Below are 16,313 nucleotides of genomic sequence, written 5' to 3'. Positions count from 1 at the left end.
CGGGTCGAGGGATTCGGTGGCCAGAGGTCGGGATCGGACGAGGAGACCGGCGGGTACGGAGCATCCTCCTGATGGAACACCTCGACTTGTCCACATAGCCCGGAACGGCCCGCATCGTGTCGGTGACGGTTGGGAGAATTCAGTATGGACAGCAGCCGGAATGCCTCGTTGAAGACCGCCTCTGTTGGTGGTGCTTTGCAGCGGGGTGGCGTTCTATCGACTTTCCTCCAGCCTGGTACCACCCCCACCGATGCGACCCCGCCTGCTGCAACCTCATCCGGCACGGTCCGGCCAGTTGCTGACCCGTCCCCTTTGGTCTCGTCCGCCTGCACTGGGTCTTCGGGCCCGGCTGCTCGGGTACGGGAACTGATCGGGGAAGTGGTCTCACTGCCCGTTCGTGCTGGTGAGGCGGCTCGCGTTGGTGAGGTAGCTCGTGTCGGCGGTACCGGTAACAAGGGCGGCGTCGGTGCCAGTGGTGCCGCTGGCACCACTGGTGCCAGTAGTGCGGGCAGTGCTGCTGGTGCCGTGGGTGGCGTGGACGGGGCTGGGTTGGTCGATCTCGTGGCCGCGTTGGAGGAGTTGAAGTCCGCGATTGCCGGCGCCCAGGCGCGGGCTGCTGTCGCTTTCGATCTGGTCCAGCGCCAAGTGCAGGCGGCCGCTGGTGTTCCGGTGGTGGAGCAGGGTCGTGGGGTGGGCGCGCAGCTCGCCCTGGCCCGCCGGGAGTCGCCGGCCCGCGGGGGCCGGCTGCTGGGGTTGGCGAGGGCGTTGGTGACGGAGATGCCGCACACCCTCGCGGCCCTGGAGTCGGGTCGCCTGAATGAGTGGCGGGCGACCCTGCTGGTGCGGGAGACGGCGTGCCTGTCGGCTGCGGATCGGTGCGCGGTCGACGACGAACTGGCCGCGGATAGAGGCAGTTTCGACGGTGTCGGGGACCGGCAGCTGGTGGCCGTGGCGCGGGCGGCGGCGTATCGGCGGGATCCGCGCAGCGTCACCCAGCGTGCCAGCCATGCCGCCAGGGACCGGCATGTGAGTCTGCGTCCTGCGCCGGACACCATGACGTATCTGACCGCCCTGCTCCCGGTCGCTCAGGGGGTGGCGGTGCATGCGGAGCTGACCCGGCACGCCGACACCCGACGCGCCATAGGTGATACCCGCAGCAGGGGGCAGCTGATGGCGGACGCCTTGGTGGAGCGGACCACGGGAACCCCGGGCGGGTTCTCCCGCATCGAGGTGCAGCTGATCATGACGGATAGGACCCTGCTGCAGGGTGACAGTGAACCGGCCCGCCTGCCCGGGTATGGGATCGTCCCCGCCGGCTGGGCCCGGGACCTCCTCACCCAGGACAAGGCAGAGCAGCAGGTGTGGCTCCGGCGTCTCTACACCGCCCCCGGAACCGGGGAACTGGTCGGCGTCGACTCCCGGGCTCGGCTGTTCACTACCGGGCAGCGCCGGTTCCTCCAGGCCCGGGACGATCTGTGCCGGACCCCGTACTGTGATGCGCCGATCCGGCACTACGACCACATCATCCCCTGGCACACCAACGGACCCACCACCCTGGCCAACGGGGCCGGGCTGTGCGAGGCGTGCAACCACACCAAGGAACTCGACGGCTGGAGAGCACGAACCGTCTCCGCGCCCGGGGAACGGCACGCCCTGACGGTCACCACGCCCACCGGGCACACCTACCACTCCACCGCGCCACCCCTCCCCGGGAGCAGTCACAACACTCCACCCGACGACACGTCAGCCCAGCAACGACGAGCTGCCCGACGGACGATCAAGAAGGAGCGTCGACGGGCTCAGCGGGCACAACAGGCTCAACAGGTGGAGCAGGTAGAAGTGGCAGAACGGTTAGAACTGGCAGAGAAGGTGGCGCGGGCCGAATTGATCCTGGCTTGACCCACTGCAGGCTTCATGACGGAGCCGCGTACGAGGACAGCTCGCTGAGAATGGCACCGTCGTCTTCGGCCAATCACGCCTCTGCGCGTTCCCTCACCAACCACACCGCCCACGTGAGAAGGGCCGCGACGCCGACCAGCACAGCCGGCAGGCTGGATCCGGCATCGCCCACCAGCAGGGCCAGGACGGCGACGGGTTGCGCCACCGCCTGGATCCGCAGGAAGGCCAGTGCGAGCGAACGGAGCGCGGCAGTGCTGATCCATCCACGCAGGGGTAGCTGCAGGAGCAGGAGATAGAGGACGAAGATGGCGTGCAGCCCGGCGACGAACACCAGGAGCCAGGCGGATCCAGCGGGTACGTTCACCGCATATGCGACCGCAAGCAGCAGCAGGGACAGCGTGACCACACCGACCGACGGCAGGACCGCGGCGCCCACAGCCACCACGAGGGGCAGGACGATCCATACGGAACCGTCCCAGGCGATGCTGCCGAGGAGGACAGCCAGGAGGGCCGTCGCGCTGCGGACCATCCATAGGGGTATGAGGCCACGCCGGTCGGGGACGGCCGGCGAACCGGCGAACCGGGTGGACCGGGCGGATCTGGCGAATCGCTGCGGCTTCACGAGCTTCTCCGGCCCGAGCCCTGACCGGCACGCCGTGCGGCTTGGCGTGCGAGCAGCCGGAACCCGGTGTCGAGGTCCGGCCCGAAAGAGCTGCCGAGGTCCGGCCCGGACAGTTTGCCACGGTCCGGCCCGGACGGCCTGCCGGAGCCCGGCCCGGAGCTTGGCCCGGAGGGTGTGCCAGGGCCTGGCGTTTCTGGACCCTGTGTGCCGAGCCCCGGCGCGCCGAGGCCGTTCGTCCGGGCCGGGTTCCGGGCCGGATGCTGGTCCTCGAGACCACTCGCTCGGCCGGGGTGGACTCCGGCGATCACCGGGATGCCGCTGTCCTGAAGGCCCTCGAGGAGCAGGCGACGCCGCAGGAGCGTGAGCCGCACTGCCTCGGCCTGCGCCGTCGTCGTCTCCGTCCTGTCCAGCGGCGGCATGCAGTCGATCCCGGCCACCACGTGCCCCTGTGCATGCCAGAGTCGCAGCAGACGTGCCGGCTCGGCGTCCAGGAAGGCGGAGAACACCACGACGACGGCGCCCTGTGGCGGCACGGGGTCCCTCCGGCGCCGCCGCCGTGGCACCACGGCCGTGCCCGCAAGCCGCACCCGGACCTGTTCGAGGTGGCGCGCTCCGGCCGCCGTGCGGAGGGCACGGCGCGTGCCGGACAGGTCCTCGAGGCCCACGCGATCTCCGACGGCGAGGTAGGACGCCGCGACCGTCGCCGCCGCTGCCCGGGCCACGTGCAGCGACCCGGCGGCCAGACGCGGAGGAGTCGCGACGAACCAGTGGGCGGTCGAGGACGGCAGGTCGTGGGCCTGGTCGACGACGAGGAGCACCGAGGCCTCTGCATCCGCAAAGGTGCGCCGCACCATGAGCCGGTCCTGGTCGGTGGACCGTCGGGCGGTGGCGCGCCAGTCGATCCGCCGGAGCTGGTCCCCGGGCTGCAGGGGACCGACGGACCGCAGCTCCCCGCCGTCGCCCGGACGCCCCGACCGATGCGTCCCGGCGAGGCCCACGAGCCGCCGGGAGACCGACCGCGCAAGCACCGGCCCCACCGGCGGGAGGATGCTCACGCGCACCGGCGGCGCCGGCACGAAGGGGGTGGGCCGGGCCAGGTCGGCCGTGAAGGATGCGGCACCGTACGCGAGGACGTCCCGTTCCCCCGACGGCGGTGCGTCCACCAGGACCGGGCACTCCTCGCCGGTCAGCAGGACGACGGCGTCCGGCGGGAAGCCGGGAGCGGCCAGGGTCGTGACGACCAGGCGTCCGGGGTCCGAGGCGCGGCCAGCCTCGCTCGACGTGAGGAGCACGCGCAGCCGCGGGCCACCGGCGTCCGCAGATCGGTCCGGGACGATACGCACCGCGCACGTGCTCCCGGACTTCGGCCCTGCGCGACCGGCGAGCGCGAGGAAGGCGAACGGCGCCGCGAGAGCCACGGTGTCCGGGCGGCCTGAGACCAGGCCCGCCACGGCGCAGACGAGTACCAGGATGACCGCGAGCGCCCAGACCGGGGAGCGGACGGCCGCAGTGGCCCTAGCCACGGTGCACGGTCGGCGGGGTGGGTACGTCGGCCAGCACGTCCCGCACCACCTTCTCCGTCGCCACGCCCTGCGCCCAGGACGACGGCGTCAGCGTCAGCCGGTGGGCGAGGACGGCCACGGCGCCCTCCTTCAGATCCTCGGGCAGCACGAAGGTCCGGCCGTCGAGGACGGCGAGCGCGCGGCCCAGCAGGACCAGCGCCTGCGACCCCCGCGGGGAGGCCCCCACCTCGACCGCGGAATGGGTCCGCGTCGCAGCGGTGAGCCGGACCGCGTAGTCGATGACGTCGTCGTCCACGCCCACCGACTCGACGACGGCCTGCAGGCGGAGCAGCCCCTCGGCCGTGATCACGCTCGCCACCTGCGTCTCGTCCTGCCGCCGCGTGATGCGCCGTGTGATGATGGCCTGCTCACCTCCGGGGCCGGGGTAGCCGAAGCGCAGGCGGACCATGAACCGGTCCAGCTGCGCCTCGGGCAGCGGGTAGGTGCCCTCGAACTCGATGGGGTTGGAGGTGGCGAACACGTGGAAGGGCCGCTGGAGCGGCAGGGTGGTGCCTTCTGCGGAGACCTGCGCCTCTGCCATCGCTTCGAGGAGCGCCGACTGGGTCTTCGGGGACGTCCTGTTGATCTCGTCGGCGAGGAACAGCCCTGCGAAGACGGGGCCGGGCCGGAACTCGAACTCCCGCGTGGCCGGGTTGAAGATCGACGAGCCGGTCACGTCCGAGGGCAGGAGGTCGGGCGTGAACTGCAGGCGCCGGAAATCGAGCCCCAGCGTCTGGGCGAGAGTCTTGGCCGCAAGGGTCTTGCCGAGGCCCGGCAGGTCCTCGAACAGGACGTGGCCGCCCGCGAGCACCGCCGCGAGGGCCAGGCGGAGGGCTCCCTCCGCGCCGACGACGACGGTCCCGGCGCGGTCGAGGACCTCCCGGCCCACCCGGGCGGCTTCGGCTGCCCCAGCGTCCGTGCTGTCGGCAGGGCCGGTCAGGACGGCGCCCGGGAGCTGACCGGCGCCCGGAAGCTGACCAGCGCCCGGCGGAGTGGTGTTCGGCTCGGTCATGGGGCCTCCTGGGAAGGGGTCGGTTCGGGCACGGGGGAGAGGACGATGCGCTCCAGTTCCGCGCCGAGCAGCTGGAACTCGCGGTGGGTCATGGCAGGCGGTTGGGTTTTCGCGAGGAAGGCGTCGAGCGCCTCACTGCGGGGAGCGCCGGGCCGGGCCACGGCCACCGAGAGTGCAAGGGCGTGCAGCTCGAGGACCGCGCGCGCGCCGGGCTCGGCCGACGCCAGGGAGAACTCGAGCGCCTGCAGGTCGGCGAGGCCGCGCTCCGGCTCGGGCAGGCGCGGCAGGACGATCCGCGGGACGTCGACGGCGTCGAGGACGCCGTTCGCGATTCCCGCAGCGGCTGCTGCGCCCACGAGGACCACGGCGTGGCGCGCATCGAGCCCGAAGAACCACGCCGCGACCAGGGCGAGGCCGACCAGGACTGCCGTGATGGCCCACGCCGACCGCTTCACGGCCTGACCTCCGGGCGCCGGGCTCGGCCGGCAAGGGCCCGTCCCAGTTCGTCGACGCTAGCGGCCGCCGCATCGCGGTCGGCGGGACCCAGGGGGTCGGAGGAGATGCTCCGGCCGGCCTGCCCGAAGCGGGCGCGCTGGTACAGGTGGTTGAGGGTGGTCAGAGGTCGGGGCGGGAGTCCGAGGGCGGCCGCCGCAGCGGAGGCGAAGTCCGACGTCGTCTGCGTGGGCGCGCGTCCCACGCCGGCCTCGGCGCAGACGCGCTCGAGCTCGAGCCAGCAGCGGATGATCGTGTCGGTCGTGTCACCGCCGGTCACGAGTGCCGCCTGCGACTCCTTCGCCCAGCCCGGCAGGGCGACGGACACCAGGGCGAAGGTCCCGCCGTTATGGAGGTCGGCGTGCTCCGGCGGATCCCCGTCGGGTCCGTGCCGGCCGCGGAACCGCATCAGGAACCGCGTCAGGAGAGCCAGCGCGAGCACGAGGAGCACCAGGGTGGCCGCGGCCAGGGTGCCGCCGTCGACGACGATTGGCTCGCCGTCGGGTACTGGCGGTGCCGTGACGGTCTCGGGCGGGGTGGGCGGCTCCGTCTGCTGGGAGGAGTAGTCCGGACCGACTGTCACGGGGTCGGCGGAGAACTCGCCGAGGAATGCGGCAGCGACCACGGCGAGGAGGAGGACGACCAGGGTCAGGACGGCGGGGGCGCGCGGCGGTCCGGCTGTCGTCCCCACGTTCCCCCCGTCGGTAGGTACTCGTGCGGACCACGAGGGCCGCATCCTGTGGAGCCTACCAAAACAGAACCGCCGCCGGCCTGATGGCCGACGGCGGTGGATGTGCCCTCGATAGGATTCGAACCTACGACCTTCTGCTCCGGAGGCAGACGCTCTATCCCCTGAGCTACGAAGGCAGATACGGAAACTCCCGTACCCGTGAGGGACTTATCGAGCTTAGCAGGTGGCGCATGCGTGGGGAAAACGCCGGCGCTGAGAGCGGCGCGCCGGGCCGCCAGCAGGAGCGCCGTCAGACGCGCCCGAGGGTTTCGATGTCCTCCAGGAAGTCCTGGTGGACCTCGTGGCTGACGGTGGTCCGGGTCTCCCCGATGGCGTCCAGATAGTCCTGCGTGGTGGGTCCCTTGCGGTCTGCCGCGCGGACGGACGGGCGGCCGCCGGTCTGACCGCCGTCGTCGTACACGGCCTTCTCCAGTGCGCGCTGCGAGGCGCTGCGGGCGGCGTACTCGATGTCGGCGGGGGAGAAGCCCTCGGTGCGGTCCACGAGCAACGCCACGTCCACGGCGTCCGCCACCGACGGGGGGACGAAGCGTCGCCACATGGCATCGCGGGCCTGACGGTCGGGAAGGCCGATGGGGATGACGTAGTCGAACCGCCCGTGCCGGAGGAACGCCGAGTCCAGGGACCGGATGAAGTTGGTGGCGCAGACCAGCAGCCGCCCGGGCTGTTCGCGGAAGGCCGGGATGATCTTGAGGAGTTCGTTGGTGACGCCCTGCAGGGGCGAGGGCGGCTCACCGGAGCGGTGCGAGGCGATCTCCTCGACCTCGTCGATGAACACCACGGCGTGTTCCAGCTCGGCGATCTCCAGGAAGGTCTCGCGGAGCGCCCCGGCCAGCCCCTGGGGATCGGCCGCCAGGCGGGAGGGGAACACTTCCACGAAGGGCCACTCCAGGCGGGAGGCGATGGCTTTGGCGAAGGTGGTCTTGCCGGTCCCCGGTGGGCCGAAGAGGACGACGGCGCGCGGCGGCACGACACCGAACTCGTCGGCGAGATCCGCTTCGGCGAGGGGCAGCACCAGGCGGCGCTCGAGCAGCTCCTTCTCCTTGCGCATGCCCGCCACCTTCTCCCACTGGTCGCGTGCGAGGATGCGCCCGCCGAGCTGCCCCAGGGCCCCGAGCTCCTGACGCTGCACGGGGATGGTGCGCTCGAAGTACCGCAGGTTCTTCTTCAGCGCGAACCCACGGCCCAGGAACGCTTCCACCCTCGTCTCCGACTCCGGCATCAGGGCGGAGAGCTTGTTCAGCCCGTGCGGCGACATGCTGTTCTCGACCGCCGCCAGCAGGGCCGTGCCGATGCCACGGCCGCGGAAGTCCGGAAGCGTGGCGAGGAAGACGATCCAGCCCTGGTCGTGCGCCGCGCGTCCGACCGCCGCACCCACGATGCGGTCGGCCTGCACGGCGACCACGGCATGATCCTTCTCGCAGGAGGCGAGCACCTCGGAGAGGGCATACACCGGGTCGACGTCGCTCGCCTTGAGGGTCTCCCACAGATGCAGGATCCCGTCCAGGTCCGCCGAGTGGAAATCCCTGATCCGCCAGCTGGTCATCCGTGTCTCCTCCAGGCCCTGTACTCCTTCACCTCTGCACGGTTCGGGGGTGCGCGAAGTTCCTCGGACGGTCTCCGCGCCTGATTCACCCGCCACTGGTGATGGTCGACGGCACCGGAAGCGCTAGGTTTCCGGGCATGAGCGTGCCTGCCCCGTCGTCACCCGGTACCGACCCGGTCGCGGTGATGCGTTCCAAGCCGTACATCGCTGCGCTGATCCTGGCCGCGATCCTGGGCGTCCCCGTCTCGATCCTCGCGTACGGCTTCCTGGCCGTCGTCGCAGCGCTCCAGCAGTTCATCTTCGTCGGGTTGCCGGAGGCGATCCTCGGCAGCCCGACACCCGCGTGGTGGCCCGTCCCGTGGCTGATGCTGTGCGGGCTGCTGACGGCGTCGACCATCCGGTTCCTGCCCGGCACCGGAGGCCACTCACCCGCCCGCGGCTTCGCGACCGGCGGTGCTCCGCCCACCGGCCGGGAGCTCGTCGGCATCGTGCTCGCGGCGCTGACCACGCTCAGCCTGGGTGCGGTGCTCGGACCGGAAGCCCCGCTGATCGCGATCGGTGGCGGCCTCGGAGCGCTGGCGGTGCACCTGGTGAAGAAGGACGCCCCTCCGATGGCGCTGACGATCATGGCGTCGGCCGGCAGCTTCGCGGCGATCAGTACCCTGCTCGGCTCTCCCGTGCTCGGCGCCTTCCTGATCATGGAAGCCGCCGGGATCGGGGGGATGACCCTGAGCCTGGTCGCCCTGCCCGGACTGCTCGCCTCGGGCATCGGGGCGCTGGTGTTCGTCGGACTGGACGGCTGGACCGGGCTGGGCAGCTTCTCCCTGGCGCTGCCCTCGGTGCCGCCCGCAGAACCGCCGACGGTCGCCATGCTGGGCTGGGCGGTTCTCATGGGTGTTGTCTGCGCCCTGCTCGGGTGGGTGATCCGCTGGGGTGCGCTGTCCTTGCGCCCGGTCGTGCACTGGAACCGCATCCTCGTGACCACGACGCTCGGTGCGCTGATCGGCATGACAGCGATGGCCTACCAGGTGATCACCGGCCGTACGTTCACCCAGGTGCTGTTCTCGGGGCAGGAGGCACTCCCGGAACTCGTCGGGAACGCGGCGGACTACGCGCTGCCCTTGCTGGCCCTGCTGATCGTGTGCAAGACCCTGGTCTACGCACTCTCGCTCAGCGCCTTCCGTGGTGGGCCTGTGTTCCCCTCGATGTTCATCGGAGCCGCACTCGGCATCGCTGCGAGCGGACTGCCGGGAATGACCCTCTCGGCAGGCATCGGCATGGGCATGGGCGCGATGTGCGCGGCGATGCTGCGGCTGCCGTTGACCTCGACGCTGCTGGCCACGCTGCTCCTCGGCGTCGACGGGGTTGCCGTGACACCCCAGGTGGTGGTGGCCGTGGCCGTTGCCTTCGTGATCATCACCGTGCTCCCCGTCCCCGGGCCGAAGGAGTCCCGGCCGAAGGAGCCCGGTCCACCGGGCGACGTCGGCGCCACGGAACGCCGTGCACCACGGAACACCACCTCGACCACCGCGGCCTCCGGCCGATCGGCGGCCCGGGACCTCCGGATCGCCTGGCTGTTCATCATCGGTTCGAGTCTGTTCGCCCTGGGCGCGGTGCCGCTCTACGCCGAGGCCGTGGGACCGCGCTGGACCGGGCTGACCTTCTTCGTGGGCTCCGTGTTCTTCACGAATGCCGCGTACCTGCAGTACCGCGAAGCCGTCGGCGCGCTCCCGGGCGGGGGCGCCGCGGTCCGCCGCTCGTCCTGGGTCTGGGCGCCGCGGAACGCCCTCTGGCTCGCCGGTGCAGTCCAACTCGCCGGCACGCTCTGGTTCAACTGGAGTACGGCGAACGCGATGCCGGTGAACCTCGATACAGCGCTTGCCGATCAGCGGGTGTGGCGGCCGGACGTGCTGGGGTCGGTGGCCTTCCTCGTGTCGAGCGGCGTGGTGCTCCGCTCTGCCGGCCGCACTGCCGGCCGGGGCCGGCCCCGGCCGCGGACGTGGACGATCAGCGTGATCAACGTGGCCGGGTCGGTCGCCTTCGGAGTCTCAGCGGTCGCGGCCTTCGTCCTGCCCTCGAGCGGGGAGCTCCTGAACGCAGGTCTCGCCGGTCTCGGCACGTTCGTCGGAGCCCTGTGCTTCCTCACCGGAGCGGTCCTGATGCTCACCCCGGAACCCTCCGGTACCCCGGTTCACGCGGACCAGGGAATCCATCCGTAGACCCGTCAACCGTTCCTGAAGGAGACATCATGTCCATCGATTCACGGCAGATGGCTGCCGATGCAGCACTGTTCGGCAACCGCTTCGTCACCCAGGAGGTGCCGAGCCGGGAGTTCCCGGACACCGGCATGTTCGCCCAGGATGCCCTCCACCTCGTCGCGGAGGACCTGGCGCTGGAGGGCGACCCCGCCCGGAACCTGGCGACCTTCGTGACGACCTGGATGGAGCCGGAGGCCCAGCAGATCATCGCCGCGAACCTGCACCGCAACTTCATCGACCACGCCGAGTACCCCCGCACCGCCGAGATCGAGCAGCGCTGCATCAGGATGCTCGCCGACCTCTTCCACGCCCCCGGCGAGACGACGGGTGCCCGGACCCAGGGTTCGTCCGAGGCGATCATGCTCGGCAGCCTGTCCCTGAAGTGGAACTGGCGGAAACGCCGCGAGGCCGCCGGAGCGTCGACGTCGAGCCCGAACCTGGTGTTCGGCGGCGACGTGCACGTGGTGTGGGAGAAGTTCTGCCGCTACTTCGACGTCGAGCCGCGGATCGTTCCCCTGCAGCCGGGGAAGTACACCATCGGCCCGGACGACGTGGAGCCGTACATCGACGAGAACACCATCGGTGTCGCGGCCGTCCTGGGCACGACGTTCACCGGGCACAAGGACGACGTCGTCGGCATCAACGACCTGCTGCTGCGGATCAGGGCCGAGCGGGGCCTCGACGTGCCCATGCATGTGGACGCTGCGAGCGGAGGGTTCGTCTGGCCCTTCCTCTACCCCCACTCGGAGTGGGACTTCCGGCTGGAGCAGGTCCGCTCGATCAACGTCTCCGGACACAAGTTCGGCCTGGTCTACCCCGGCATCGGCTGGCTGATCTTCCGGGAGACGGCCGACCTCGCCAAGGAGCTCGTCTTCGAGGAGAACTACCTCGGCAAGACGGACTCGACCTTCACCCTGAACTTCTCCACCGGCTCGGCGATGGTCCTCGCCCAGTACTACAACTTCGTGCGCTACGGGCGTGCCGGATACACGTACATCATGCAGAACATGCAGACCAACGCGCGCGTCCTCGCCGAGAAGCTGGCCGCCATGGGCCGCTTCGAGATCATCGGCGCCGGCGAGGAGCAGCTTCCCCTGGTCGCGTTCCGGCTCGCCGAGGAGACCGGCTACGACGAATTCGACATCGCCTGGCAGCTCTCTGCCGAGCGCGGCTGGATGGTGCCGGCCTACACCCTGCCGCCGAACGCCCAGGACGTGACGATCATGCGGGCCCTCGTCAAGGAGACGATGAGCCGCGAGCAGGTCGACACGCTCGCCCGGGACATCGACGAGGCATGCGCCACCCTGGCGAAGAAGGGGGGCGTGCACGAGTCCGAACGGAACAGGATCCTCACCGGACCGGGTCACTGACCCGCAACGGGCGCGGCAGGCAGACTGTCCGTCCGCCGCGCCGCGGTCAGAGGCCCGTGCCGGAGGGTGAGACGAGGATCTTCACAGCCGTCTCGTTCCGATGGATCAGTGTGTCGAACCCCTCCTCCACGAGGCCGTCCAGCCCGATCCTGCCGGTGATGAAGGGGGCGAGGTCGATCTTCCCCGACTCCACCAGTTCGATGGTCGCGGGGTGGGAGTTGACGTAGGCGATCGTGCCGCGCAGGTCGATCTCCTTCATCACCAGTTTGTGCATGTCGAAGTCCGACCGCTTGCCCCAGATCGAGACCACGACCAGCACACCGGTGGGACGCAGTGCGTCCATGAGGGTATCCAGGACCACCTGCACGCTCGTGCATTCGAACGCCACATCCGCGCCCCTGCCCCCGGTCAGCGTGCGGACCTCAGCGGCGACATCCGTCGTACGGGGGTCCAGCGCATGATCGGCCACCCCTGACTCGAGCGCCTTCCGGCGACGCAGGGGGCTGAGCTCGGACATCACCACCGTGACGCCGAGGGCTTTGAGGACGGCCGCGGTCAGCAGGCCGATCGGTCCCGCGCCACCCACCAGTGCCACGTCCCCGGCCCTGGCCCCGGACCGGTTCACGGCGTGGTAGCCCACCGACAGGGGTTCGATCAGCGCTGCCTGATCCAGGGGCACCGAGTCCGCGATCGGATGCACCCAGCGTCGCTGCACGGCGATCCTCTCGCCGAGTCCGCCGCCGCGTCCGGCCAGGCCGATGAAGTTCATGTTCTCGGAGAGGTGATAGTCGGTGCTCTCCGGGCCGGTGTCGACGTCGTCGCTGATGATGTAGGGCTCGACGACGACGTGCTGGCCCACCGCGAGGTCCTCCACGCCGTCGCCGACGGCATAGACGACGCCGGAGAATTCGTGGCCCAGCGTGATGGGCAGGGTTTCGCCCGAGATCGGGTGCGGGGTGTCGTGGGTGGGGCAGAAGATCGGCCCTTCGAGGTATTCGTGCAGATCAGTACCGCAGATCCCGCACCAGGCTACGTCGATGCCTACGGTGCCCGGCCCCACCTCGGGCTCGGGAACGTCGTCGATCCGGATATCGCCTCGTCCGTAATAGCGTGCTGTCCTCATGGTTCCTCCGAACCTCGTTCGCACGTGGCGAGCCCACGCCCGTAGTTCATGGTAGGTCGTCGGAAATGAGCGGATCAGCGGAGATCACACCGTCGTCGTTGGACCCGTCCCACCCGTCGCGGGCGTGACGGCAGCAATCCATTGACGGTCGACGGCGATCGGGCCTAGCGTCGATTCGTCGGTCGATGAAGTGGCCGATCAAGCGGTCGAGACCGCGGGAGGCCACGATGTCCCATGCTGCAGACAACAGTGCAGTGCCCCGGGGCGGTGATGCTGCTCCCGCCCCAGCCGCGTCCGCAGCCGTCGAGGCCGTGGCGCTGCACGTCTCGCGGGGCCGCACCAGGATCCTGAGGGGCGTCGACTTCACCATCAAACGCGGCCGGGTCACCGGCCTGCTCGGACCGTCCGGCAGCGGGAAGACCACCCTCATGCGCACCATCGTGGGCGTGCAGAGGATCACCGGCGGGTCCCTCCGCGTGCTCGGCCGTCCGGCCGGCGAGCGCTCGCTGAGGCACGACGTCGGTTACGTCACGCAGGCACCGAGCGTCTACGGGGACCTCAGCGTGGACGCGAACGTCCGGTACTTCGGGGCCATGCACGGCGCTACGGCGGCGGACACCGCGGAGGCGATCGCCGCCGTCGGGCTCGGCCCGTTCGCCGGGCAGAAGACGGCGGACCTGTCCGGCGGGCAGTCCAGCCGCGTGTCGCTGGCCTGCGCGCTCGTCGCGCATCCGCAGCTGCTGCTACTGGACGAACCGACGGTGGGCCTCGACCCGGTGCTGCGGGCCGAGCTGTGGCAGCGCTTCGCCGCGATGGCGGAGGCAGGAACCACGCTGCTGGTGTCCGGCCACGTGATGGAGGAGGCCTCGCACTGTTCGTCACTGCTGCTCCTGCGCGACGGGCTGCTGCTCGCGCAACTGACCCCCGGCGAGCTCGCCGAGCGCGGTCGCAGCAGCGACCTCGAGCGAGCGTTCCTGCGCATCATCGAGGAGGGCACCGCCGGACCGGACCCGGGCCCGGCCGCACAGAGGGGGGCGCCACGATGAACCCGCGGATGATGCTCGCCACGACCGTTCGTGTGCTGGAGCAGTTGCGGCACGACCACCGCAGCGTCGCGCTGATCCTGGTGGTGCCGGCGCTCCTGCTGGCCGTCGTCTACTTCCTGTTCGAGAACGAGACCCTGCCACCCGGGGCCCCGCGGACCTTCGACCGCGTGGGCCTGACGATGCTGGCCATCTTCCCGTTCGTGGTGATGTTCCTCGTCACCTCGGTCACGATGCTCCGCGAGCGGACGTCCGGGACGCTCGAACGGTTGCTGACCACGCCCCTCCACAAGGCCGATCTCCTCTTCGGCTACGCTGCGGCCTTCTCCATCATGGCGGCGCTGCAGTCGATCGTGGCCACCGCCGTGGCGTACTGGATCTTCGGACTTGAGATCCAGGGGGCCGCCGGGCTGGTGGTGATGATCGCCGTCCTCAACGGGGTGCTCGGGGTGGCCCTGGGGCTGCTGTGCTCCGCGTTCGCCCGCACGGAGTTCCAGGCCGTGCAGTTCATGCCCGTGGTGGTGGTGCCGCAGATCCTGCTGTGCGGGCTCTTCGTGGCCCGGGAGCAGATGAACGGCTTCCTCGAGGCCGTCTCCGACGTACTGCCCCTGACGTTCTCGGTCGATGCCCTCCAGGAGATCGCGGCCAACGCCGATGCGACGACCGCCCTGTGGCAGGACGCCGGCATCATGGCGGCCTTCGTGGTGGGCGTCCTGGTGCTGGCGTCGCTGACCCTGCGGCGGCAGACCTCCTGAACGTCGGCCGCCGCGCTGCGGTGCGGGAAGTGAAGGGGTGACCTGCAGCGAGTTGGTCCGTACCGTGGACCATATCCGCAGCCGGACCCACGTCACACGATGAGGAGCCCCATGACCGCCTCTTGTCCCAGCAGCGCCGGCCGTATGTGGGCAGCGGCCTCGGGGGATTCCTCCCGCCAGGTGTTCACCTGCGTCGCTGCTGCCGCCCAGGTGCTGCTGCCCACGTTCTACGGACCACGGTTCCGTGGTGGGGACGCACCACCCGACGTGATCCAGCCGGCCCCGTACGCCTTCGCCGTCTGGTTCCCGATCTTCGCCTCGTCCATCGCATACGCGGCCCATCAGGCCCGGGGCCCCGCCCGGACGCGCGAGGTCTGGCGGTCGGCGGGCTGGCCCCTGGCCGGAGCCTTCGCCGCGGCCGGGCTCTGGGCGCCGCTGGCGAGGTCGGGCAGGGTCTGGAGTGCGCAGGCGGCGCTGATGGCGCTCGCCGTGCTGGCGGACTCGGGACGACGTCGGATCGCCCGGGCGGAGGCGGAGGGCGGGCTGAGCGCTGCCGAGGTGGCCGCGGCTGCACCCGCAGCAGGCATGTTGGCCGCCTGGGGGCAGGCGGCATGCGGCGTGAACCTGGCGGCCGTGCTCGTGGCCGAGGAGATCGTTCCAGCCGGGCCGAAGGCCGCCGTGGCGGGGGTGAGCCTCCTGTCGGTGCTCGGCGCGCTCGGCGCCAGGGTCGCGGCCGGCCCGGAGCGGGCGAGCGTCTCCTCCCGGTCCTACGCCGGGACGCTCCTGTGGGCGTTCGCCGGTGTGATGCTCGGGCAACGCAGACGGTCGACGTCGGCCGCAGCAGCCGCGGCGGGGGCCGCCGTCGTCCTGCTGGCCGCCTGGATCCGGAAGCGGTGACGGCTGCTGTGTTCCGTCGGGCACTGCCGGCTAGCGTCCCATCAGTGCTTCGGTCAGTGGCAGTCCCAGCCGCTCCGGTGCCAGCCGTCCCAGCACTGCGCCGACCCGATTGGCGACACCCGAGACGACGACGGGAGGGGTCCGCCGTGCGTCGAGAGCGCGCATCGCCCTGCGGACGACCTGCCCGGCGCTCTGGTACCGGCCGACCTTCGCGTCCTCGGACCCGACCACGTCGAAGAACTCCGTCCTCGTCGCGCCGGGACACAGGGCGGTCACCCGCAGGCCGGTCGCGCGGGTCTCCCACGCCACCGCCGCGGTGAAGCTGCGCACGTAGGCCTTCGTCGCCCCGTACACCGCCATCGACGGGACGGGCTGGAACGCCGCAGTACTGGCGACGTTGACCAGAGCACCTCGTCCCTCGCTCATGAGATCGGGCAGGTACAGCCGGGTCAGGGCGGTGAGCGCCCCCACGTTCAGCCGGACCTCCTCGTCGGCGCGGCCGGGATCGGTCTCGGCGAGAACACCGTACGTCGCGAAGCCGGCATTGTTCACGAGCGTGGACACCCGGACGCCCTCCGCGTCGGTGAAGGCCCTCACCCGGGCCCATGCTGCGGGCTCGCCCAGGTCGGCACCGAGGATCCGCGCCGTGATGCCGTGCCGCGTCTCCAGTTCCCGCGCCAGGGCCTCCAGCCGGTCCAGGCGCCGTGCAACCAGGACGAGATCTGCGCCGCGTGCGGCGAGGACCCGGGCGAACTCGGCGCCCAGGCCGGAACTGGCGCCCGTGACAAGGGCGGTGGTGCCGGCGAAGTGAACACTCATGGGGGCCTCCTGGGCTAGGGACATCGGGTGTCGACAGTACAACGGTGGGCGGCGACAGGGGTGCCCTGCAGTGTCGTCCTCGCCGCGGACCCGGGCGTCCTCCGAGAGTGCAGCGCGATCCTCGTCCCCGGCGTATCCTGACCCGCATGGCCGGTTCCGGATCTTCC

Annotated in this window: 14 protein-coding genes and 1 tRNA gene; 6 read left to right on the top strand and 9 right to left on the bottom strand. The window is 70.8% G+C overall.

Annotated elements, in window-relative coordinates:
* Positions 1–549 precede the first annotated feature (549 nt).
* Positions 550–1,899 carry an HNH endonuclease gene (locus tag C4K88_RS02285; RefSeq protein WP_438502316.1) on the top strand — a complete coding sequence of 450 codons (1,350 nt, stop codon included), beginning with the start codon at positions 550–552 and terminating at the stop codon, positions 1,897–1,899.
* 73 nt (positions 1,900–1,972) lie between these two features.
* On the opposite strand, the gene C4K88_RS02280 is transcribed toward C4K88_RS02285, so the two are convergent.
* The 7 genes from C4K88_RS02280 to C4K88_RS02250 all read right to left on the bottom strand — a co-directional run bounded on the left by C4K88_RS02280 (position 1,973) and on the right by C4K88_RS02250 (position 7,881).
* Entirely contained in the window at positions 1,973–2,428 is a 456-nt protein-coding gene (locus C4K88_RS02280) for a hypothetical protein (RefSeq protein WP_146065585.1), read from the bottom strand.
* Positions 2,429–2,517: 89 nt separating this feature from the next.
* Positions 2,518–4,044 carry a DUF58 domain-containing protein gene (locus tag C4K88_RS02275; RefSeq protein ID WP_104119992.1) on the bottom strand — a complete coding sequence of 509 codons (1,527 nt, stop codon included), beginning with the start codon at positions 4,042–4,044 and terminating at the stop codon, positions 2,518–2,520.
* Entirely contained in the window at positions 4,037–5,095 is a 1,059-nt protein-coding gene (locus C4K88_RS02270; protein ID WP_104119991.1) for an AAA family ATPase, read from the bottom strand. The genes C4K88_RS02275 and C4K88_RS02270 overlap by 8 nt, the downstream gene beginning before the upstream one ends.
* Entirely contained in the window at positions 5,092–5,550 is a 459-nt protein-coding gene (locus C4K88_RS02265) for a hypothetical protein (RefSeq protein ID WP_104119990.1), read from the bottom strand. Before C4K88_RS02265 ends, C4K88_RS02270 begins: the two co-directional genes overlap by 4 nt.
* On the bottom strand, positions 5,547–6,278 hold the full coding sequence (locus tag C4K88_RS02260; protein ID WP_104119989.1) for a DUF4129 domain-containing protein: 732 nt from the start codon (positions 6,276–6,278) through the stop codon (positions 5,547–5,549). The genes C4K88_RS02265 and C4K88_RS02260 overlap by 4 nt, the downstream gene beginning before the upstream one ends.
* Positions 6,279–6,381: 103 nt before the next feature.
* A tRNA-Arg gene (locus tag C4K88_RS02255) sits at positions 6,382–6,454 on the bottom strand.
* A gap of 113 nt (positions 6,455–6,567) precedes the next feature.
* Positions 6,568–7,881 carry an ATP-binding protein gene (locus tag C4K88_RS02250; protein WP_104119988.1) on the bottom strand — a complete coding sequence of 438 codons (1,314 nt, stop codon included), beginning with the start codon at positions 7,879–7,881 and terminating at the stop codon, positions 6,568–6,570.
* Between the two features lie 137 nt (positions 7,882–8,018).
* On the opposite strand from C4K88_RS02250, the gene C4K88_RS17580 reads away from it, so the two are divergent.
* Both C4K88_RS17580 and gad read left to right on the top strand, forming a co-directional pair.
* The gene (locus C4K88_RS17580) at positions 8,019–10,100 is read left to right on the top strand and encodes a chloride channel protein (protein WP_206604329.1); all 2,082 of its coding nucleotides are present in this window, start codon (positions 8,019–8,021) and stop codon (positions 10,098–10,100) included.
* A gap of 29 nt (positions 10,101–10,129) precedes the next feature.
* A complete protein-coding gene (gene gad / locus C4K88_RS02235) occupies positions 10,130–11,509 on the top strand; it encodes a glutamate decarboxylase (protein WP_104119987.1) in 1,380 nt (459 codons plus the stop codon).
* A 46-nt stretch (positions 11,510–11,555) separates the two neighbouring features.
* Here the strand turns inward: gad and C4K88_RS02230 are convergent, their stop codons facing one another.
* Complete coding sequence (locus C4K88_RS02230) at positions 11,556–12,632, bottom strand: 2,3-butanediol dehydrogenase (protein WP_104119986.1); 1,077 nt, start codon at positions 12,630–12,632, stop codon at positions 11,556–11,558.
* 227 nt (positions 12,633–12,859) lie between these two features.
* Between C4K88_RS02230 and C4K88_RS02225 the strand changes: the two genes are divergently transcribed.
* The 3 genes from C4K88_RS02225 (at position 12,860) to C4K88_RS02215 (ending at position 15,327) form a co-directional block, all read left to right on the top strand.
* The gene (locus tag C4K88_RS02225) at positions 12,860–13,678 is read left to right on the top strand and encodes an ABC transporter ATP-binding protein (protein WP_104119985.1); all 819 of its coding nucleotides are present in this window, start codon (positions 12,860–12,862) and stop codon (positions 13,676–13,678) included.
* Positions 13,679–13,686: 8 nt separating this feature from the next.
* Positions 13,687–14,430 carry an ABC transporter permease gene (locus C4K88_RS02220; RefSeq protein WP_104119984.1) on the top strand — a complete coding sequence of 248 codons (744 nt, stop codon included), beginning with the start codon at positions 13,687–13,689 and terminating at the stop codon, positions 14,428–14,430.
* A gap of 111 nt (positions 14,431–14,541) precedes the next feature.
* Positions 14,542–15,327, top strand: a complete 786-nt coding sequence (locus C4K88_RS02215) for a TspO-related membrane protein (RefSeq protein WP_146065584.1) — start codon at positions 14,542–14,544, stop codon at positions 15,325–15,327.
* Positions 15,328–15,357: 30 nt separating this feature from the next.
* Here the strand turns inward: C4K88_RS02215 and C4K88_RS02210 are convergent, their stop codons facing one another.
* The gene (locus C4K88_RS02210; RefSeq protein ID WP_104119982.1) at positions 15,358–16,146 is read right to left on the bottom strand and encodes an SDR family NAD(P)-dependent oxidoreductase; all 789 of its coding nucleotides are present in this window, start codon (positions 16,144–16,146) and stop codon (positions 15,358–15,360) included.
* Between the last annotated feature and the right edge of the window lie 167 nt (positions 16,147–16,313).

This window comes from Arthrobacter pityocampae, assembly GCF_002927275.1.
In the GTDB taxonomy this organism is placed as follows: Bacteria; Actinomycetota; Actinomycetes; order Actinomycetales; family Micrococcaceae; genus Arthrobacter_D; species Arthrobacter_D pityocampae.
The sequence above is the reverse complement of the archived record's forward strand: the minus strand, read 5'-3'. Positions and strand labels throughout refer to the sequence as shown.